This is a genomic window from Sphaerospermopsis kisseleviana CS-549, from assembly GCF_028329225.1.
Lineage (GTDB): Bacteria > Cyanobacteriota > Cyanobacteriia > Cyanobacteriales > Nostocaceae > Sphaerospermopsis > Sphaerospermopsis kisseleviana.
Window position 1 is genome coordinate 1 of the sequence record NZ_JAQMTI010000068.1, and the last position, 21,630, is coordinate 21,630.

Annotated in this window: 19 protein-coding genes; 10 read left to right on the forward strand and 9 right to left on the reverse strand. The window is 37.7% G+C overall.

What is annotated here, in order from left to right; translation table 11 throughout:
• Nucleotides 1-138 precede the first annotated feature (138 nt).
• The 4 genes from folP to PN497_RS04785 all read right to left on the reverse strand — a co-directional run bounded on the left by folP (nt 139) and on the right by PN497_RS04785 (nt 2,984).
• On the reverse strand, nt 139-996 hold the full coding sequence (gene folP, locus PN497_RS04770; protein WP_096566900.1) for a dihydropteroate synthase: 858 nt from the start codon (nt 994-996) through the stop codon (nt 139-141).
• A gap of 122 nt (nt 997-1,118) precedes the next feature.
• Nucleotides 1,119-1,844 carry a triose-phosphate isomerase gene (gene tpiA / locus PN497_RS04775; protein WP_096566902.1) on the reverse strand — a complete coding sequence of 242 codons (726 nt, stop codon included), beginning with the start codon at nt 1,842-1,844 and terminating at the stop codon, nt 1,119-1,121.
• Nucleotides 1,845-1,855: 11 nt separating this feature from the next.
• Nucleotides 1,856-2,002 carry a hypothetical protein gene (locus PN497_RS04780; RefSeq protein ID WP_162501893.1) on the reverse strand — a complete coding sequence of 49 codons (147 nt, stop codon included), beginning with the start codon at nt 2,000-2,002 and terminating at the stop codon, nt 1,856-1,858.
• A gap of 160 nt (nt 2,003-2,162) precedes the next feature.
• A complete protein-coding gene (locus PN497_RS04785) occupies nt 2,163-2,984 on the reverse strand; it encodes a class I SAM-dependent methyltransferase (protein ID WP_096566904.1) in 822 nt (273 codons plus the stop codon).
• A 302-nt stretch (nt 2,985-3,286) separates the two neighbouring features.
• Between PN497_RS04785 and PN497_RS04790 the strand changes: the two genes are divergently transcribed.
• Both PN497_RS04790 and PN497_RS04795 read left to right on the forward strand, forming a co-directional pair.
• Nucleotides 3,287-4,726: a GTP-binding protein gene (locus tag PN497_RS04790; protein WP_096566906.1), complete on the forward strand. Its 1,440-nt coding sequence runs from the start codon at nt 3,287-3,289 to the stop codon at nt 4,724-4,726.
• 245 nt (nt 4,727-4,971) lie between these two features.
• A complete protein-coding gene (locus PN497_RS04795) occupies nt 4,972-5,724 on the forward strand; it encodes a DUF429 domain-containing protein (RefSeq protein WP_096566908.1) in 753 nt (250 codons plus the stop codon).
• 54 nt (nt 5,725-5,778) lie between these two features.
• Here the strand turns inward: PN497_RS04795 and PN497_RS04800 are convergent, their stop codons facing one another.
• From PN497_RS04800 to PN497_RS04810, 3 genes are all read right to left on the reverse strand, one after another.
• Nucleotides 5,779-7,215: a hypothetical protein gene (locus PN497_RS04800; RefSeq protein ID WP_096566910.1), complete on the reverse strand. Its 1,437-nt coding sequence runs from the start codon at nt 7,213-7,215 to the stop codon at nt 5,779-5,781.
• Between the two features lie 18 nt (nt 7,216-7,233).
• Nucleotides 7,234-7,569 (reverse strand): hypothetical protein, encoded by a 336-nt coding sequence (locus PN497_RS04805; RefSeq protein WP_096566912.1) that lies wholly within the window; start codon nt 7,567-7,569, stop codon nt 7,234-7,236.
• Nucleotides 7,570-7,802: 233 nt separating this feature from the next.
• Nucleotides 7,803-11,045, reverse strand: coding sequence for a CHAT domain-containing protein (locus tag PN497_RS04810; protein ID WP_096566914.1), 3,243 nt, complete (start codon nt 11,043-11,045; stop codon nt 7,803-7,805).
• Between the two features lie 496 nt (nt 11,046-11,541).
• Here PN497_RS04810 and PN497_RS04815 point away from each other — a divergent pair, with 496 nt between their 5' ends.
• Both PN497_RS04815 and PN497_RS04820 read left to right on the forward strand, forming a co-directional pair.
• Complete coding sequence (locus PN497_RS04815) at nt 11,542-11,757, forward strand: DUF433 domain-containing protein (protein ID WP_096566916.1); 216 nt, start codon at nt 11,542-11,544, stop codon at nt 11,755-11,757.
• 180 nt (nt 11,758-11,937) lie between these two features.
• Nucleotides 11,938-12,090 carry a hypothetical protein gene (locus tag PN497_RS04820; RefSeq protein ID WP_272109725.1) on the forward strand — a complete coding sequence of 51 codons (153 nt, stop codon included), beginning with the start codon at nt 11,938-11,940 and terminating at the stop codon, nt 12,088-12,090.
• A 217-nt stretch (nt 12,091-12,307) separates the two neighbouring features.
• Here PN497_RS04820 and glgP read toward each other — a convergent pair whose 3' ends face one another.
• Entirely contained in the window at nt 12,308-14,872 is a 2,565-nt protein-coding gene (glgP, locus tag PN497_RS04825) for an alpha-glucan family phosphorylase (RefSeq protein ID WP_096566918.1), read from the reverse strand.
• 706 nt (nt 14,873-15,578) lie between these two features.
• Complete coding sequence (locus PN497_RS04830; protein ID WP_096566920.1) at nt 15,579-15,908, reverse strand: hypothetical protein; 330 nt, start codon at nt 15,906-15,908, stop codon at nt 15,579-15,581.
• 64 nt (nt 15,909-15,972) lie between these two features.
• Between PN497_RS04830 and PN497_RS04835 the strand changes: the two genes are divergently transcribed.
• The 6 genes from PN497_RS04835 (at nt 15,973) to PN497_RS04860 (ending at nt 21,606) form a co-directional block, all read left to right on the forward strand.
• Entirely contained in the window at nt 15,973-16,104 is a 132-nt protein-coding gene (locus PN497_RS04835) for a hypothetical protein (RefSeq protein ID WP_265586232.1), read from the forward strand.
• Nucleotides 16,105-16,371: 267 nt separating this feature from the next.
• Nucleotides 16,372-16,500: a hypothetical protein gene (locus PN497_RS04840; RefSeq protein ID WP_272109727.1), complete on the forward strand. Its 129-nt coding sequence runs from the start codon at nt 16,372-16,374 to the stop codon at nt 16,498-16,500.
• Nucleotides 16,501-16,974: 474 nt separating this feature from the next.
• Nucleotides 16,975-17,667: an acyltransferase gene (locus PN497_RS04845; protein WP_096566922.1), complete on the forward strand. Its 693-nt coding sequence runs from the start codon at nt 16,975-16,977 to the stop codon at nt 17,665-17,667.
• 168 nt (nt 17,668-17,835) lie between these two features.
• Nucleotides 17,836-17,952: a photosystem II reaction center protein I gene (locus PN497_RS04850; protein WP_096572622.1), complete on the forward strand. Its 117-nt coding sequence runs from the start codon at nt 17,836-17,838 to the stop codon at nt 17,950-17,952.
• Nucleotides 17,953-18,177: 225 nt separating this feature from the next.
• Nucleotides 18,178-20,703 carry a DUF3769 domain-containing protein gene (locus tag PN497_RS04855; RefSeq protein ID WP_096566924.1) on the forward strand — a complete coding sequence of 842 codons (2,526 nt, stop codon included), beginning with the start codon at nt 18,178-18,180 and terminating at the stop codon, nt 20,701-20,703.
• A 138-nt stretch (nt 20,704-20,841) separates the two neighbouring features.
• Nucleotides 20,842-21,606 carry a Uma2 family endonuclease gene (locus PN497_RS04860; RefSeq protein WP_096566926.1) on the forward strand — a complete coding sequence of 255 codons (765 nt, stop codon included), beginning with the start codon at nt 20,842-20,844 and terminating at the stop codon, nt 21,604-21,606.
• Nucleotides 21,607-21,630: the final 24 nt, after the last annotated feature.

The following is a 21,630-nucleotide window of genomic DNA, read 5'->3' on the forward strand; positions in this document are numbered from 1 at the left end:
GGTAAGAGGTAAGAGGTAAGAGGTAAGAGGTAAGAGGTAAGAGGTAAGAGGTAAGAGGTAAGAGGTAAGAGGTAAGAGGTAAGAGGTAAGAGGTAAGAGGTAAAAGTAAATTAATTTTACCCAATCACCAATCACCAATCACCAATCACCAATCACCTGTCGATAGATAGCATCAGCAACTAGGGAGACATCACGCATTTCGGCAACATCATGAACTCGGAGGATATCAGCACCATTAAAAATGGCAGCACAACAGGCCGCTGCTGTTCCCCAAACTCTGGCTTTTGGTTCTGGTTGATTTAAAATTTTGCCAATAAAACTTTTGCGGGATGCTCCCACTAATATGGGACACTTTAGGGTTTTGAATGTTGGCAAACTGCGAATAATTTCTAAATTCTGATCATAATTTTTGGCAAAACCAATACCCGGATCAATAATTATTTTTTCCTGTTGAATACCCGCTGTAATTGCGGCTTTTATTTGTTGAGATAAAAAACTATAAATTTCTCCCATCAAATCTTGATAATCTGTATGTTGTTGCATGGTTTGGGGAGTTCCCCGAATGTGCATTAACATGATTGGTACATCTAACTTGGCTACTGTTGGCAACATTTCTGGATCATAAGTACCACCAGAAATATCATTAACAATATCTGCCCCAGCTTCTACAGCAGCTTGAGCTACTTCTGCTCTAGTTGTGTCTACAGAAATAGGAATAGTAATTTTTGGTCTAATGACTTGCAAAACCGACAGCACCCGATCAAGTTCTTCTGTGAGGGTGATTTGTTCTGCTCCTGGTCTGGTTGATTGACCACCGATATCAATAATATCAGCACCAGCGTCTACCATTGTTTGCGCTTGAGCTAAAGCGGCTGAAGTTGTGTTAAATAGACCACCATCACTAAAACTGTCTGGGGTGACATTTAAAATTCCCATTAAATAGGTCCGTTGTCCCCAAGTAAAACAACGTTCTCTAATAATTAATTGATTTGACATACAGGAGTCAGGAGTCAAGAGTCAAGAGTCAAGAGTCAAGAGTCAGGAGTCAGGAGGCAGGAGGCAGGAGGCATTGGAAAATGAATCAACTTTTGCCTTTTGCCTTTTGCCTTTTGCCTTGGTTATTGATAATTGACAATTCTGGCAAAACTATCAGCTTCTAAACTTGCACCGCCGACGAGAGCGCCGTCAATTTCTGGTTGTGCCATGATTTCATCAATATTATTGGGCTTGACTGAGCCACCATATTGAATTGATACGTGAGGATTCGTCAGTTGATCACGAATTAAACCAATGACTCGATTTGCTTCTGTGGCTTCACAGGTGTCACCGGTACCAATCGCCCAAATTGGTTCATAAGCAATAATCAAGTTAGTTTGATCAACATCTACTAAGTCTTTTTCTAACTGGGTGCTAATCAGTTTTTCGGTTTCCCCTGCGTCTCGTTGCTGTTTGGTTTCACCAACACAGAGAATGGGTGTCAGTCCGTATTTTTGCGCTGCTTTGAGGCGCAGATTCACTGTTTCCTCTGTTTCGCCAAAATATTGTCGTCTTTCGCTGTGTCCAATGATGACATAGCGCACACCGATTTCTGTGAGCATGGGAGCAGCAATTTCACCCGTGTAGGCTCCATTTTCTTCCCAGTGAACGTTTTGTGCGCCCAAGTTTACACGGCTACCGTGTAAATATTTGGACATTACACTTAAATCTGTGAAGGGAGGACACAATATTACCTCTCTTTCTGAGGGTGTTTCCTCCAGGTGAGGCAGAAATCCGCTTAGGAAATTTTCTGATTCTGCCTGGGTTTTGAACATTTTCCAGTTGCCGGCAATAACTATTTTTCGCACAGGTGATTTTGTCAAGATGCTAACGCTACTAGATCAATTTTTAACTGTACTACTTTTTCGGACATTCCTTGTCTATCAGGAGAGGAAAGTGCTAGTGTTTCGCCCAAAGGCGTAATCGCTATAAGAGGATGTTTTAAAAGTCCCTGAGAGTGTATCAAATATTTTTTACCCCTCCCTAACCCTCCCTAACCCTCCCCTGAAGGGGAGGGAACTGGATTTTCTTGTTTCCCCCCTTGATAATGGGGGATTAAGGGGGGTAAAAATATGATTAAAATCACGGGATACCACTGTTCAAACATCCTCTCACACAAAAATCCTCTAAACTTTCTTCATTACCTGAAAAGCTGAAATATAAGAAATATTAATCCTTCCTCCATAAAGCTGATCAATCTTTTGTTTTAACCCCGTAAATAAACCATCTCTGATTCCAACTTCTAATTTTAAATAAGGTGAAAGCGTACCTAACAATAATAAATAATCATCAACATGATAAGTTACTTCACAGATTACATGACCAGAAACTAAGTTTGTGAATTTTCCTGAATCAATGGCTTTTTCTCCAAAGGATTTAACTATTTTTTCTTGATCTGTTACATCTTCATATCTGGCTGAGTATGGAGCATAAATTTTATAAATTTCATGCAAATTTTGGTATACTTCATAATCAGGTTGGGGTGTCATGTTCCACAACAAAATTAAAGCCCCATCATCTCTTAAAGCAGCAGCGGCTTTTTCATAAGCTGTTTCTGGGTTCATCCAATGAAAAGAAGTCGCTGCTAAAACAGCATGAAATTTTCCTGGTGTTAATTTCCATTCTTCAAATGTCGTCTGTTGAATTTCTACATTGGGATATGCTGCACAGTTTTTTCTGGCAAATTTACAAGCTGCTTGACTGGGATCTAAACAAACCATTGAAAATCCTAATTTCGCAAAAGATACAGTTGCATTTCCAGGACCACATCCTAGTTCCAAAATTCTCCTTTTAGGGGTAAGTTTAGCTATTTTTATAGCTCGGTTAATTATTTCTTTGGGATAACGTGGTCTTACCTTGTCATAAGCTGCTGCTACAGGAGAATACCAGTTTTTTCTCAGTTCTAAGTCTTGGGGATATAAATTTTTGACTTGTGCTAATTCTTTCATGATCTATGTTATAATAATGGCTATTTGAAAAATTAAGTAGTCGTGCTAAGTATAGTGCAATTATTTTAAGAGCAATTACACAAATTAAAAATAAATATATTCTATATTCATTATTCATTCAAAAAATGCTGCCTCCCGCAACTACTCTCACTTAGGCTGAACTGAAAACTGCTATTGTTCAAACCAATGACTCGAAAACTCTAATTCATTCTGTATTCTGTATTCTGAATCATTGCCCAAAATCCCAAATCCCAAATCTAAAATCTAAAATCTAAAATCTAAAATCTAAAATCTAAAATCCCATGACATCGACATTACCTCAACCTGAAAACAGTAATACACCCAACTGGGAAGAAGAACTAGATAGCGCCATTTTCACCTTTAAAGATATTCAAGCAGAACTTAACTATACACAAGCAAAAACAGCACTGAGAAATTTAGTCAACAATCTTGATCTTACCACCCAAGAAAAATCTGGATTAGAAGCGGAAATTTCCGACTTAGAAACCATGCTGGGCAAACTAGAAAGTATGGTAGTGCAAATAGCAGCTTTTGGCATGGTAGGAAGGGGTAAATCTTCCCTACTTAATGCTTTGGTAGGCCAGCAGGTATTTGAAACAGGACCTTTACACGGTGTTACCCGTACAGAACAAAAGGTAAATTGGAGTATCAGTGAAGAAGCTATTGGTACATTAAAAGCCACCTTTCCCTCAACTGGACAATCTCAGGTAGAATTAGTTGACACACCGGGTTTAGATGAAGTAGATGGAGAAACCCGCGCTGCATTAGCTCAACAGGTAGCAAAACAAGCTGATTTAATTCTGTTTGTGATTTCTGGTGATCTGACCAAAATTGAACAGATGGCGCTTTCTCAGTTGCGAGAAGTAGGTAAACCGATGATTTTGGTGTTTAACAAAGTAGATCAATATCCAGAAACAGACCGGATCGCTATTTACGAAAAAATCCGCGATGATAGAGTACGAGAGTTGCTATCACCTGATGAAATAGTCATGTCTGCGGCTTCACCTTTAGTTAAAACTGCCGTAGTTCGTGCTGATGGTAGTAGAGGTATACAGTTACGTCAAGGTCAAGCACAAGTAGATCAACTAAAACTCAAGATTTTAGAGATTTTGCAACGGGAAGGTAAAGCGTTAGTTGCGCTCAACACCATGCTTTATGCTGACACAGTAAATGAGCAAGTTATCCAGCGAAAATTAGAAATTCGGGAACAGAACGCTAATGATTTAATTTGGAAAGCGGTGATGACTAAAGCATTAGCGATCGCCCTTAATCCCGTGACTGTAGTTGATATCCTCAGCAGTATCGTTATTGATATTGCTTTGATTTTAGGTTTATCTAAACTCTATGGCATCCAAATGACAGAAAAGGGAGCGGTACAACTACTGCAAAAAATCGCCCTGAGTATGGGCGGAATAGGCGCTAGTGAACTACTAGCAAATTTAGGTTTAAGTGGTTTAAAAACCTTACTGGGTATCTCTGCATCAGCCACAGCGGGAGTTGCCCTTGGACCTTATTTATCCGTAGCTGTAACACAAGCAGGTGTAGCGGGAGTATCATCCTATGGTATTGGCCAAGTCACCAAAGCGTATTTAGCCAACGGCGCAACCTGGGGACCCGAAGGACCAAAAGCCGTAGTTAGTAAAATTTTATCCAGCTTAGATGAAACATCAATTTTAAACCGCATTAAAGATGAGTTATTGATAAAAATTAGAAGAAAGTGAAAGTTTTGAGGACTCAGGAGTCGTAGGGGCGAAGCATTCGGGCGACTAATTATCAATTGTATGAAAAGGTTATTTTCCGAATGCTAATGCTTCCAGCACGCTTCGCGAACGCCCGTACAAGAGTCAGGAGGAAAGACAAATAACCCAATTACCCATTACCCATTACCAATTACCAATTACCCATTACCAATCACCAATCACCAATCACCAATTACCAATCACCAATCACCAATCACCTAATTATAATGAAATTTATCGGTATTGATTTAGGCTGGCAATCTCAACCAAGTGGTTTATGTTGTTTAGAATTAAAAGATGAAAAACTGCAACTTTTGGATTTAGATCGCCAGGAAGCCATTGCAGACATCTTGACTTGGATTGATCAGATCATCAAACCAGAAGAACCAGGTATAATTGCTGTAGATGCACCCACATTAATACCAAATTCTACAGGTAGTCGCTTACCAGATAAACTCAGTCATAAATACTTTGGTAAATATCATGCGGGATGCTACCCAGCAAATCAAAACCTAGCTTTTGCAGAACGCACAATTAACTTTGGTTTAGAATTAGAATCACGGGGATTTATACACGCTGCAAAAATTGAACCACAAAAACCAGGCAGATATCAAATAGAAGTATTTCCCCATCCAGCAATAGTTAATTTATTTAGATTAGAAAAAATCTTAAAATATAAAAAAGGAAAAATCCACGAACGCCGGTTAGAACTGCTCAAGTTATATAATTACATTGTTGAGATTCTTCCTGTTATTTCTCCTCCTTTATCTTCTCCATGTATCTGTAGTTCCTTTCCTTCAGAAATACCCAACACAGGAAAACAACTCAAAGAAACCGAAGATAAATTAGATAGTTTAATTTGTGCTTATGTTAGTGCTTATTGGTGGTTTTGGGGAACAGAAAAAAACCTAGTCTTAGGAGATGAAAGTACAGGTTATATAGTTGTACCGGAGAAAATTGGTAAGCTGTTGTACATTTAATTTGTATAAGTGGAACAGGCATCTTGCCTGTTAAACAAGAGTTATAGCGATTGTTTATTTTCGTTTACTAATCCATATTCCTAACATAGCAATCAGAGTACATCCAAGAGTAGCAACAACACTTAAAAATAAAGAAGCATAAAATGGATGGGGTGGACTGTTGGGAGAAATAAAAGCGACAGGTTGATTAATTTTATCAATGTGTTGAACTACTACACCGGAAACTATTGCACCACCACCAAAACCGATTCCTAATATTTGTACTGTTGTTTCTAAGGATCTATCTCTTTCTGTTTGTTCTATTTCCACTATACCACGAATGGAGTTAATAGCTTGATCTAATAACTGTGAACCATGTTGAAAATAGCCTAAATCCCCTTGAATTTGTCGTTTAAAAGTGACACAATTCCTATTTAGGAAATTTTCTAAAAATTCAACACTTTCACCGTTTAATGTCTGTTTTATTTGGTCTAATTTATAGCTGTAATTATCTGCATTGATAGCAATTGTATTTTGTTTATCTTCCAAATTCAATAATAAGCGGGTATATTCTAATGATAGTTTAGGAAATGCTTTTAACTGTTTTTGTAATGACTTTAAATACTTTCTAGTCAGTCGTTGAGTATTTTCTGGTTCAGGAATATTATCAACTTCTGATTCTATTTTGCGGTAATTTTCGTCTAATTTTTGATATATAATTCGACTATCTTTATAAGATTTGACGACCTTATGATGATAGAAGCATAAATCTAATAATTCTGCATAACATTGATTGAATAGTTTATCAGTTTTATCCTCAGTAAATAACCAAATTAAAACTTGCTGATATTGACTAGATTGATTCGGTAAACCATATTCAAAAATAGGACTACCAAATAATTTACCTTGACGATAAAAAGGAGGAACTAGATTTTGATTTTGATTTGAAAAAACTTGCTGTAAACATTCATCAGCTATTTGTTGTAAAAATTCATCAGCTATTTGTTGACTATGCTGTTTATCCTTAGCATTTTTTAGGCAAGCTGTAATTAATAGAGTTTGACCTAAAAACAAAGGATGTTCTGGTAAAACTAGGCAATTTTTAGGGTTTAAATATTGGAGAAAATCAGTTTCTACATCTTCAGTACGTTGATTATTTTCTTGTTCAGGACGACGTAAATTTAACCATAAACCGTAACTATCAGAAATACGACAAGGATATGTAAACCCTTTCAATAAAACATCTTGCTGAGAATTTGGGTTAATATTTCCCTCAAAATAGACAGCTACTTCTTGTGCATCTTTAAGAATATCTACCTTAGTAAATTCTGGTTGTTTTTTAACATCAATCCGTTTACTCAGTTGTAAATCTTGCTGTAAAACTTCTTTAACAATAGTGTCTCCACGTTCCCAGATAAAGTTTACATCATTGCTAATGGTATCAGGATCAAGATTTGAGCCTTTGTAAAGTTGAAAAGCAAAGAGGTGAATATTCGGTGCATATATTTTCATATTTTAGTAATGATTTGGTTATGAGTTTTTGCTTTGTGTCTTTTTCTCTTGGAGTTTTTTTAGTTCATCTTGTAAGACTCGGTAGCGATTTTCTACGGTGTTTTCTTGATTTTCTGGTTTGGTTTTACCGACTTTTTCAATTTCCCTTTCTGCTAATAAAACTGCATCTCTCACATCTTCATAGTCAAGATACCATTGACGGATAGCTTCTGCGACTCTTTCCGGGGGTTGAGTTTCTATTTCCGCAATGGTTGTTTGTAATTGAGGGATAGCAGCTACAGCAGCATCAGAGAAAACATAATCTTGGGTTCTCACGACTTCGGTAAATGCTTGGATGATTTGATTTGCTTCCATAATTTTCAATTGGTTGTTTTGCGTTTGTTGGTTGTCGTTTGATATTATATGTGATTTTGGTTGTAGGTTGGGTTAAGCGACAGCGCAACCCAACAAAATATTATCAATGTTGGTAGGACTTACGCACGAAGTAATCAAAAACCTGATTCTTTCGTAGGGGTAATTCATGAATTACCCGTACTTTCCTGATGTTTTGCGTAAGTCCTGGTTGGGTTTCCTTACGTCAACCCAACCTACAGATGAGATTTTACAGGAGAAACAGCACAAAAACCAGCCCAAAATTCTGGTTTATTAAATGGTTTCTGTTCTGGTTTATATTGCCTGGATAATACATCTATAATCTGCTGTTTTTGTTCCTGGTTCATATCAGTTTTATTATTCAACCAATCAATGATTTGTGTTTGGGTGGCTTTACGTAACCATTGCTGGGCGTTGTTTAATGCTAGAGTTATATCATGGGGATTTTGGCTGATGTTTTCATAGAGTTTAATCATTAATAAGGAAGTATGAAAATCATTCACAGACCATAAACTACTTACAACATTCACAGCACCAGCTTTAATAAAACCACTGGATAAACCTATATATTCATCGCTGTTATTACTAAAATCAATTACTCCAGTTTCACAAGCAGAAAGACAGACAAGATAACATTGAGAAAGTTCTAATTCTAAGATTTCTTCTAAAGTTAAACATTTTTCTAAATCAATGGCTTTTTCTGCATCTACTCGCACATAACGAGATGAGGAAGTTTCTGTTAACTCAGGTTGAACTTCTGAGTTGGCAAATTGCAAAGCTGATTTTAATGGTGATATGAAATCGAAACGAGCATGACAAGAAAAATGTAACCATTGAGAATCAGTTAATAATGTTAAATCTTTCTTGAAAGCGGCTTTGCTTGCTTGTTCATGTTTGAGGATTTTATGGGAATTGAAGTTATTAGCGATGGTTTCTACTTCGATATCGGTAAACTTTAAATCTTTGGTAGGGTTTTGAATGGCAAACAAATTATTTAATCTTGTTTGTTCATCTGGTAGTAAAGATTGATCAAAATTGGTGAAATTTTGGTTAATAGTTACGGGATTGTTTTCAACTTTAATTTGAGCTAAATTCAATAATTGACAACTAGGTGCATAGCTGACACCAGCAGGATATTTATCAATTAAATATTCTCCTGCTGATAAAGGAATGGCGTGGAAAGGTAAGAGGTGTAAATAGCGATGGGGAATAATAATGATTTTTTGAATATCGTGCGGTACTTGGGCAATAATTTGATTAAGTTGCAGAATTTCTGCTAGTTTAGTGAGTTGATTATTTAACTCATTACGCCATCTATTTCTGTCTTCAGAATAAAGGGTAAGGTATTCATAATAAATTAAATATATCAATTGGGTTAAATCTGCTTCTGTAGATTGCCAAATTATTGGTTTATCGTTATTACGAGTAATGATGAAAGCGCGGAAACAATCATTAAAAATGTAAAATTGAATAATTGCGGTTTTGTCATCTAACAGATTTTGAATTTCTGGATATTGAATTGGGGTAGAACCTATATTTGCTTTTATTAAAAATTCCTCTTGCTTACGCAAATTTTTTAATTTAGCTAAACTTATATTATTTATTTTTTTTAAAGCTTTGTCCTTTAAATCTGACTTTTCTTCCTTTATAGCCTTTAATATTGTTATATGAATATTTTCTATTAAAATTCTATTTTTACTTGATTCAATGTATTCAATTGCCAATGTAGACTCATCTAAAGCAAGACAAATATGTATAATCTCAGAATAAATTAGGTGTTTTTGATTACTAGAATTTAACAATTGCAAATTATTTATAACTTCTTCTAAAAAAAGATAAGCTAAAATTAATCTTCCAGATTTGCGATATGCAATACTAATAAGATATGCTGTTTCAACATAATATACAGGAAAATCATCGCGGGTATAAACTTCTAAAGCCGCAGTATAAGCAGCGATCGCATTTTCTAAATTCTGGGCTTTATCTCCCCTGATTCTGTCAAAGTAGGCAGCCCCTAGATTATTTTGCGTCATTGCCCAATCTACAGGAAAATCATGGCGGGTTCTCACTTCTAAAGCCGCAGTAAAAGCTTTGATCGCATTTTCTAAATTCTGGGCTTTATCTCCCCTGATTCTGTCACGGTAGGCATTCCCTAGATTATTTTGCGTCATTGCCCAATTTACAGGAAAATCATCGCGGGTATAAACTTCTAAAGCCGCAGTATAAGCAGCGATCGCATTTTCTAAATTCTGGGCTTTATCTCCCCTAATTCTGTTAGAGTAAGCAGCAGCTAGATTATTTTGCGTGGTTGCCCAATCTACAGGAAAATCATCGCGGGTTCTCACTTCTAAAGCCGCAGTAAAAGCAGCGATCGCATTTTCTAAATTCTGGGCTTTATCTCCCCTAATTCTGTCACCGTAGGCATTCCCTAGATTATTTTGCGTGGTTGCCCAATTTACAGGAAAATCATCGCGGGTATAAACTTCTAAAGCCGCAGTAAAAGCAGCGATCGCATTTTCTAAATTCTGGGCTTTATCTCCCCTGATTCTGTCACCGTAGGCATTCCCTAGATTATTTTGCGTGGTTGCCCAATCTACAGGAAAATCATCGCGGGTTCTCACTTCTAAAGCCGCAGTATAAGCAGCGATCGCATTTTCTAAATTCTGGGCTTTATCTCCCCTGATTCTGTCACCGTAGGCATTCCCTAGATTATTTTGCGTCATTGCCCAATTTACAGGAAAATCATCGCGGGTATAAACTTCTAAAGCCGCGATCGCATTTTCTAAATTCTGGGCTTTATCTCCCCTGATTCTGTTAACGTAGGCATTCCCTAGATTATTTTGCGTGGTTGCCCAATATTCTGGGAAAGTTTGACGGGTGAAAACTGTAAAAGCTATTTCATAACCAGCGATAGCAATTTCCATATTATTGGCTTTGTTGCCTAAAGGAAATTGTTGAATTAGATTACCTAACTCAACTATCACAGCAGCTAAAAATTGTGCTGTTTCTGGTTCTGCTTCCGCTATTGTTGTGGTTGCCCAAGCCTGTAATAAGTTAGCAAAGGTAAGATTGAGTTTATCTGTATTGGCTGCCAGCAAGGGGTAAACTACCTGGGGGTTGCCTTCACTTTCTGCCGTTGCTTGTAATACTTCTAATAAAAATAGTAAATAAGTTTCTATATCTGCTTCACTAACCGGGGTTTCTGCTTCTGGAGTATATTCCTCTAGGGGTATATCTAAAGCTTGATTTAGTTGAGATTCTATAAACATCAGCTTATTAGCACGATTCTCCTGTCCTTCTTGGGTGGACATTTGTGCTACCCCTACCTTAAGCAATTGTAAAAAGTCAGCATCTAATAATTCGCTGTTAGCTTGTAATATTGCCGACTCTTCCCCATCTGCACAACTTAGCAGTTGTTGAATTAGCTGATAATATGCCTGTAGACGCTGTTTATCCATATATTAAAGCTGGGGTGGGGTAGCATTTAATTATCCTTCAATAGCATTTTCCCCCATTTCGGATCATTTTATGCTGAAAATCCTCAAATCCTGGAAATTCTGATTCTGACAAAAAATTACATCCTGAAAATCCTCAAATCCTGGATATCCTGATTCAGACAAAAAATCACATCCTGAAAATCCTCAAATCCTGAAAATCCTCACATCCTGGAAATCCTGATTCTGACAATCACATTCTGGAAATCCTCACATCCTGGAAATCCTGATTCTGACAATCACATCCTGAAAATCCTCAAATCCTGGAAATCCTGATTCTGACAAAAAATCACATCCTGAAAATCCTCAAATCCTGAAAATCCTCAAATCCTGGACATCCTGATTCAGACAAAAAATCACATCCTGAAAATCCTCACATCCTGGAAATCCTGATTCTGACAATTGATACTTTATAATTAATCTAAATGTAACTTTTTCATTTACCAAAGAGGAATAAACAATGAAAGGATGGGAAACTTTAGATGCCATAGAAAGACAACCTGATAAATTAAGTGGTGCATGGGTATTTCGAGGAACAAGAGTTCCGGTTGCTGCATTATTTGAAAATTTGCGTGATGGTGCAACTGTAGATGAATTTTTGCAATGGTTTCCACCTGTGCAAAGATCACAAGTTGAAGCTGTACTTAATTATGAGCTTGAAAAACTAGCTGCTTAGATATAAATAGAGATAAAAATTCTTTTTGTTCAGTGAACTCCTGTACCATTACGGAAATATTTAACAGACCATTCTGTAACGACAGCTTATGAAGAAGGATGGTCTAATTTATCAAATGGAGATTTATTAAAGGCTGCTGAAAATAAAGGATATCAAATACTTGTTACAACAGATCAGAATTTGCGTTATCAACAGAATTTAAGTGAACGTCAAATTGCAATTGTGGTTTTACTGTCAACTTCATGGCCAAAAATTAGAACAGAAGTTGATAAAGTTTGTTCTGTCATCAATGCAACTAACTTGGGTGATTATCAAGAAATTTCTATCATCTAGTGTAATTTACTATTTAACAATCACATCCTGAAAATCCTTAAATCCTGGAAATCCTGATTTTGACAAAAAATCACATCCTGAAAATCCTTAAATCCTGGAAATCCTGATTCTGACAAAAAATCACATCCTGAAAATCCTCCTACCTCCTGCCTTCGTTAAAAGATTTTAGATTTTAGACTGTAGAAAAACAATCCAAAATCCAAAATCTAAAATTACCCTATTCTGCCCAAGCGATTAACCTGGGTTCATAAGGATTAGAAAGGTATTGGTTTTGTGGTAAAACCCGCAAAGACAAACCTTGCAAACCAGAAGAGGTATAAGTGATATCAGCAATATAGACACTTAAACCTTGGTCATCTTGTCCTTGGTAATCCATAACTACAGGAACAGCATTGACAATATTGCCGTTAGCGTCAATAGCACCTTGGTATAATTCTACCTGCACATCTTCATTTGTTAAAGTTGCTAAATCAACCTTAGCTTTTACAGCCACAGTTTGATTAACTTCAATTTCTGAAGCTGCTCCGACATCAATATCTTTGATTTTGATGTTAAACCAATGTTCACCAAGTTTTGCTTTCCAAGCTGCTAATTCTTTCGCTGGGGCGTAATTATTAGCGGTGAGGGTATGATAGCGATCGCTGGCAGGAAAATAAGCTCTTACTGCATATTCTCGCACCATCCGCGCTGTATTAAAGAACGGACAATTTAACCGAATAGCATCTTTCATTTTTGCTACCCAGGCACGGGGTAAACCATCCCCATCACGCTGATCATAGAATAAGGGTACAACTTCTTTTTCTAACAACTCATAAAGAGCATTAGCTTCTATTTCATCTTGATAGTTGGGATCTTCGTAATTTTCCCCATGTCCGATCGCCCAACCAGTACGCACATAATCAGCTTCATCCCACCAACCATCAAGTACACTTAAATTAGGTAGTCCGTTCATTGCTGCTTTCATGCCGCTAGTACCAGAAGCTTCACGGGGGCGGCGTGGTGTATTTAACCACACATCACAACCAGCTACCATCAACCGAGCAATGTGAATATCGTAGTTAGGAACAAACACCACTTGTTTTTCCAGATGGTTTTCGCGGATAAAGTGATTGATATCGCGGATCAGTTCTTTCCCCGGAATATCTTTAGGATGTGCTTTGCCCGCAATGACAAACTGTACCTTGCTGTGTTTATGTCCTGATAAAATCTTCTTGATCCTGTCTAAATCACGCATCCAGAGCGTAGCGCGTTTATAGGTAGCAAAACGACGAGCAAAACCAATGGTTAAGACATTGGGATCAAGGACTTCTTGAGCTTGGGCAATATCAGAAGCTGAAGCACCGCGATCGCGTAAATGCTTAACCAAATGATCCCGCACATACAAAATCATATCCAGGCGACAGCGTTCATGATTACGCCATAACTCCTCATCTGGGATCGCGTCCATCCGTTCCCATAACTGATTATCTGGTGGTACTGATGACCAGTTTGGACCTAGATAGCGATCGTACAACTCCTGAGTTGATTTAGCCACACAACTGCGAGCGTGAACACCATTAGTAATAGCAGTGATTGGCACTTCATCAACGGGGACTTTCTTCCATAAACCTTGGAACATTTGCCGAGATACCACACCGTGCAACTGTGCCACACCATTGGAAAATGTCGCCATTTTCAAAGCTAACACCGCCATACTAAAAGGCGCGGATAAATCACCAGTATTTTCCCGTCCCAAACCTAAAAACTGTTCTTTGGGCAAACCAAAGATATCTGCATAATATCCCAGATAATACAAAACTTTATCGGGAGCAAACAAATCAATACCAGCGGGTACAGGGGTATGGGTAGTAAAGATATTACTGGAAGCTACCACTTGTCTAGCTTGAGAATAACTCAAACCGTCTTCCTGGATTAACATCCGAATGCGTTCTAAAGCTGAGAAAGCCGCATGACCTTCATTCTTATGGTAAGCTGTCACCTTGTAACCCAAGGCTTTTAACATCCGCACACCACCGATCCCCAGCATCATTTCCTGGTGGATACGCATATCAATGTCACCACCATATAACTGATCGGTGATGTCATGATCATAAGCTTTGTTAGGTTCAATATTGGTATCCAGCATATACAGGGGAACTGTTCCCACCTGCACACGCCATACCCTAGCGTATACCTTGCGTCCTGGATAATCTACCTCAATCCTTAGCTCTGAGCCATCGGGATTGCGTTCTAAGTGCAAAGGCATATTATAAAAATCGTTGATGGGGTAGCGTTCTTGTTGCCAACCATCAGCATTAAGATATTGGGCAAAATAACCTTGTTGGTAGAGTAAACCCACACCAACCAAAGGTAATCCCAAATCACTAGCAGATTTGAGGTGATCTCCCGCCAAAACACCCAAACCGCCAGAATAGATCGGCAAACAATCTACCAGTCCAAACTCAGCGGAAAAATAAGCGTAACATTCCTTTTGGGTTGATCCGCGTTGTTTGTTATACCAAGTGCGCTCTTGCAAATAATCTTCTAGTTGTCGAGCAGCACGATCCATTTGTGCTAGGAAACCTTCATCTTCGACAACTTCCAATAATCGCCCTTGACTGATAGTACCTAGCATCAAAACTGGGTTATGTCGGCTTGATTCCCACAAATCTGGGTCTAATCGACGAAATAAGTCTTTGCTCTCAACATTCCAATCAAAATGTAGATTGTATGCTAGTTTTCGCAGTGGTTCTAGTCGCTGCGGTAGTGAAGGAGAAACGTTAAATGTGCGAATTGGCTGCATAGTATGGCAAAAGTTCTAATTCTGTTATGGTTATTGTTTACTGTTATTGTTTACTGTTTTTACTGGGTGTTGCCAATTCTTTATACTATGTTTGTGAATTTCTGATGACTTTGTTAAGCATTGAGAATTATTGTCTCATACTTTGCTAGAGTTTACACCAAACAACGTTCTTGGTCTATAGGTTTCCATTCCTGAATTTCCTATTGGCATCAAATTCAGTTTCTCATTGTTACTTGTATAGTATCAGGCAAGAGGCAACAGGCAAACGGCAGTAGTGAAACCCTGAATATTATTAGGTTTCAGTGATCAATCACCGATTTTGGCAACAAAAATTATAGTTATCATTAAATTTACTAACACTTTAGCCCAAAAATACTAACCACCACATCAACCAACCGGATAATTTTTAATTATTTCTTAATATTTTTAGCAGTAAAGTAACCTACCACAAAAATTTGTAAAAAAATTTGTAATTTGTGTAATTTATGGTTTATTTGCACATAAATCCCTAAAATTTGTCTAATTCAACAGAGAATAAACAAATTTTCTCCACCAAATTCTTCCCAAGAGTGAACCACTGCGACTACACCCAGCTTTGTAAAATGAATAATATTTTATTAATATTTATTAATATTTTATTAATATTTATTAATATTTTATTAATATTCTGCTCAGGAAAAAATGAATCAGGTGATCATTGATATACCTATGTACCGATAGAAGGCTGATCTTGGGGATTATGTGGCATAGTTAAGGCTATTGCAGCCGCAAAAGCCATTTCAGCAGCTATTTTATAAGCCAGTTTGATGTTTGGGGAAGCATCCTTATCTTTGGAAGCTATGTCAGAGTAATTTTTTTTACGAAGTGACTCTTGGTTAACTGCACCCGCCACAATAGAACGTTGTAAAATAATCAATGCATCTAGGTCTTCTGAGTCATAATTTGTTTGCAGAAGTTTATGGATCTGATGTTTTGCTGTAGCACTCAAATAGCCAGTAGTTAAAGCTTGCTGCACAATTTCTTTAATTGTAATCATGATTTAACCGTAGGTGTTACTTAAAAGGGATATTTTACTCTGTAAGTGGATTTTTGTCCTGTGCATGGTGCAAAAAAGTGATTTAGGGAAGGTAACAGGGAAAAGAAAACGGGTAAGAAGCAATCAAGGTGTACCTTGCGATCGCCAAAATCAAATAAAAGTCCTATATCAGCAGTCAGCCTTGGAGAAATCCTAGTTGATGATCAATTAATAGTAGTGAGTAAGACTACAAAAAGCCAGCTATCAAACATGAAATCTGAGTCATAAAATACTATTTATAGCAGTATAAAAATGTGCAATATCACAATTTTTACAGATACAAATCATAGAGAATAAACGGATTTTTTGTTTAAAGTTGTTCATTAAAAATAAATTATGTTATTGTGAAGATCAATTGTCATTCAAAATCGCTAATGTTATTAAAAGCGTGATTTTCCTAGCCTATAAGTCCTTTGTGTGCAGCATGATTAGAGCATTATACTCTACAAATTCATTACCAGAAAGCCGTCACAGCAATCGGGGAAGTGCTTACTTGTTTGCACCGATGGTCAACTTCAATATCATGGCAGACGTGGGAGATACTCCACCATAAACTTTTATAAAAAAATACTAATTTATTGTCTTTATTGTCAAAATTCAGGATTCAGAAAAATTTTACAATTCAGAATTGACAGATTCAAGATTTTGTCAAACATTTGCAGTATCATCCTTGAAGTCCTGTGTATTATGTATGCTGTATTCTGTATTCTGTATTCTGTATTCTGTATTCTGTATCCTGAATCATTACAATAATTGCTCATTCAAGAAAAAGTAAGTATTCAGCTATCAGCAATCAGCAGTCAGCTAAAACTGCTTTTCAGACTAATTTTACAGAATTTTTAGAGCAGACTGATACCAAAATCAATTGCTAATTCTTCGCTAAAAATGCTCATAAATTCCAGATCATAACTGATTACTGATTACTGATTACTGATTACTAAATACTCGGAATAAAAATTACATTGTCTGTTAAGCAACAAGACAATATTTTCCTGTCACACAAAACTTATGTGAGATATTTGTAGCCATGATTAACCAATTATATTCTGACAAATTACAGCGACTACCAGGACTTTTATTAACCACCTTATTAGGTGATATTCCGTCAATTCTTTTGGGTCCACAACTGAGAAGGTTGGTATATCGCCGTCTTTTTGCAGCTATGGGTAAGAGGGTGTACATTCAGCATGGTGCAGAATTTCTCTCTACCACCTCTATTGAAATTGGTAATGGAGTACACATCTTTAAAAATGTGCGTTTAGATGCCAAAGGACACCCAAACAATAAAATTTATTTAGGAAATGGAGTAGCAATTGAGCGTAACGTAGATATAGGCTGTTTGGAAAATACTTGTATACACATAGAGGAAGATACATTCATTGGACCAAATGTCTGTATTGCTGGACCTGGAAATATTACGATTGGTAAGCAATGTATGATCGCATCTCAATCTGGTATATATGCAAATAATCACAATTTTACAGATACATTATTGCCAATGCAAAAACAGGGCGTTACCCGTCAGGGAATTGTGATTGAGGATGATTGTTGGCTAGGACATGGAGTTACTGTATTAGATGGTGTAACTATTGGCAAGGGTAGCGTAATTGGTGCAGGAGCAGTAGTCACTAAAGATATTCCTCCCTATTCCGTCGCTGTTGGTATACCTGCAAAAGTGATTAAAAGCCGGACAGCTAAAGAAATGGTGCAGTATTCTTAAATTTAGGGTGTAGAGAGGTAGGGAATAGGGAATAGGGAATAGGGAATAGGGAATAGAAAATTATTTCTTCAGCCCCCTGCCTAGAAACATACCTCCAAAAAAGAACCAGATGTGAGTAAGATAGAGATTGCTGAAAAGTTTTTTGTCTTACCCCTGGGAGATAATTCTATGGTGACTTTAAAAATCGCTGTTTATATTGTTGTTGCCTTCTTCATAGGAATTTTTGTGTTTGGATTTTTGTCAAATGACCCTGCTCGCAACCCTGGCCGTCGGGATTTAGAATAGGAACACAACAAATCATCTGTTATCAACTGCAACTGCTGGAAGGTGGAAGACACTCAATGCCTAAACACTGGCACAAATCTGGAAAATGATACTGTGTCGTCCTTTTGGCGGCTTGCTACAAGTCAGCAGAAGGCAAAAGTCGGAAGGCCAAGTGTAAATCATCCTTCCGGCTAAATATTTGGTTTTTCATATCTGGCTTGTTGTTAGCTCGATTTTCCACAAGATATGCTTCATCCAGTTTTGCTACCTGACTCACCTCCTGTTCAAGAATACATCCAACCTGGCCATCTTCTCGCTTCTGCTTCTGTGGTAGAAGAGCAAACTGGGACGCAGCAACTTGCGACTTCAGGAAATATCGAGACTGCTAATGGTCTGGTGACTCCCACACAAACTAATCAAGATAATGCAGTAATTAGCAAAAGCTTATCCTCAAATTCTGTTCCAGAAACTGTACCGCCAACATTTTCCCCTCTGATTGTTTCTAGAAGTGGGGGGCTTTTGAGAAAATCTTTGATAGTTGGTACTTCCCAAAAGGAAGATGCGGATGCTGACAACACACCGGGGGCTACATTTCCACAAATTTCTCGTGAAGTTACCAATACAAACAATATATGGTTGGCTGAGTCACCAGTTATGATCAAAACTTCAGCCCCAGTAAAACACCCAGTAAAACATAAAAGCCAACATCAAAATCCTGTAAATATATACAAATCAGGGGAGAAGATTAATATTTCCGCCTCTACAAAGACGGGAGAAAATACGTCCAGTTCTCTCCTAGTACAAAATATTATTGAGTTTAAGCCACGTAATTCAAATAACCAACCATCAACTTCTACTACTGTAGAATTTCCTCCGCCAAATCAACCTGCTGGGAATACGCCACAAGTAAGACAACGAGTTATAGAAGTAATTGCAGACCGCCAAGAATATGATGAGCAAAGACGAATCGTTACGGCTGAAGGTAATGTGGTGGTTAGATTTGATGGGGCGGTGGTAGATGCCGATCGCCTACAAGTAAATTTGGATAATTTAATTGCTGTGGGGGAAGGTAATGTTGCTTTAACTAGGGGTAATCAGGTATTACGGGGAGAACGCTTTACTTATAATTTTGTTCAGGATAGTGGGGATCTGGAAAATGGCAGGGGCGAAATTTACATCCCCACAACTCAAGCTGATTTTGCTTTTTCTCCCTCCCCAACTACAGATATTACCGCAGGTGGTGTACCTAGTCGTCCACCTAGTGACCGGATTCGTGCTAATCAACCTGTTACTGGTGTCAGCAGTCCCGGTGGTATTGATGTGAATTTTGCAGGTCAAGCAGATGCCAGAAATATTCCCGCAGCCAAATCCGGTGGTATGGTCAAAAGATTGCGTTTTCAAGCCCAACGCATTGATTTTTATCCCCGTGGTTGGCAAGCTGAGGATGTGCGGATTACCAATGATCCTTTTTCACCCCCAGAATTAGAGTTACGAGCTTCTAAAGTGACTTTGACGCGAGAAGCACCTTTGGTAGATCGGGTAACTACTCAGCGTCAACGTTTAGTTTTTGACCAGAATTTTGTCTTACCTATCCCCATTGATAACCAAAAAATTGACCGTCGAGAAAGGGATATTAATCCTTTTCTTGTTTCTCCTGGTTATGATAATGGTAAACGGGGGGGTTTATATGTAGAACGGAATTTCTTAGCGATTAATAATGATCAAACTCGTTGGTTGATTACACCTCAATTGTTTGTACAGAGAGCTATTCAAGATAATAGTAATATTCCTGGTTTGTTGGGTGTAAAAACTAAGCTAAATACTGTGTTAAATGCAAAAACTAAGGTGGAAGGAGTAGGAGAATTAACAAGTCTGGATGTGAATAAATTAGAGGATAATTTGCAGGGGAGTTTACGGTTACGTCAGAGTTGGGGTGAGGTAAATCCTCATATATTGAATTTAGAATATAGCTACCGCGATCGCCTTTACAATGGTACTCTCGGTTTCCAAACTGTGCAGAGTAGTTTGGGTGGTGTAATCACTTCTCCGATTATTCCTCTGGGAAAAAGTGGCATTAATCTTAGCTATCAAGGAGGCGCTCAGTATATTAATTCTAATACAGATCGTGCCGATTTACTAGAGCCACAACGGAAAAATAACCGTGTTTCTTTAGGTCGGTTACAAGGTAGTATTGCTCTAAATACTGGTTTTTTGTTATGGCAGGGAAAACCATTACCAGCTACTGCTAAGGAAGGATTAAAATATACACCAAATCCTGTAGTACCTTACTTGCAGGCGATCGCGGGTGTGACGGGTACAACCAGTTATTACACCAGTGGCGATAATCAAAGTACCTTAATTGGTACTGTTGGTTTAGTTGGCCAGATAGGTCATTTTTCTCGCCCATTTTTTGATTATACTGCCTTTAATGTGAGTTATTCCCAAGGTTTCAACAGCGGTTTATCACCATTTTTGTTTGATCGTTCTGTTGATAACAAAGTTTTGAGTGCTGGTATTTCCCAACAAATATATGGACCGTTTCGTTTAGGCTTTCAAACATCAATCAACCTAGATACAGGTAAAGAAAGTAGTACAGATTATATTCTGGAATATAACCGCCGCACCTATGGCATCACCTTGCGTTACAATCCAGTTTTAGAATTAGGTGGTTTTAGTATTCGTATTAGTGATTTTAACTGGAAAGGTGGTACTGATCCATTTTCTTCAGATGAAGTGAAACCTGTGGTGGGTGGAGTGCGACAAGATAATTAGGCTGTTAATCTGATTGATAATGATATTAAATCAAATCAACCACCAAGTGCAGGATTCCAATTTTTTGGGCTTGTGAAAATTGATGGTAAAACGGAAGTTTTAATGCTACACTAAAAAACCACGCTCGCAGGGGGGTATATGACCTCTACCACAAATCTTCCCACATCTGGAATTAGTCTTCCAGATCATACTCAATTACCAGAGTCTGATGGTACATTTGTGAAAAATTTTCAGGAACATCCTCAAAGCATTCTATTAACAGAATCTATTAAACCAGTATTGCAGAAAATCCATCCTGACGGACAATATTGTATAGGTCAAGATAGCGGCATTTACTGGCGTATGACCGATCCTCCAGAACGGGGTGCAGAAGCACCAGATTGGTTTTATGTGCCTAATGTGCCTCCTAGTTTGAATGGTCAAATGCGCCGTTCTTATGTCCTGTGGCAAGAGTATATTTCACCATTAATTGTTCTAGAATTTGTTTCTGGGAATGGCGATGAAGAACGGGATCAAACACCGTGGAAAGGAAAATTTTGGATTTATGAACAGGTGATACATCCAGCTTTTTATGGTATTTATGAAGTGAATAAAGCCAGTGTGGAAGTTTATCATTTAATTGAAAATAAATACCAATTATTACCAGCAAATGAACGGGGACATTATCCTATTCCAGCTTTAGGTGTTGAGTTAGGAATTTGGCAAAGTGAATATCAAAATGTAGATTTACCTTGGTTACGTTGGTGGGATTTAGATGGTAATTTGTTGTTAAGTGGAGAAGAACGAGCAGAACAGGAATATCAAAGGGCGGAACAGGAACGCCAAAAGGCTGAACAGGAACGCCTAAAAAATGAGCGTTTAATTGCCCAATTGCGTGCTTTAGGTGTTGAACCGGAAGTTTAATAAAATTCAGATCCCCAATTGTTT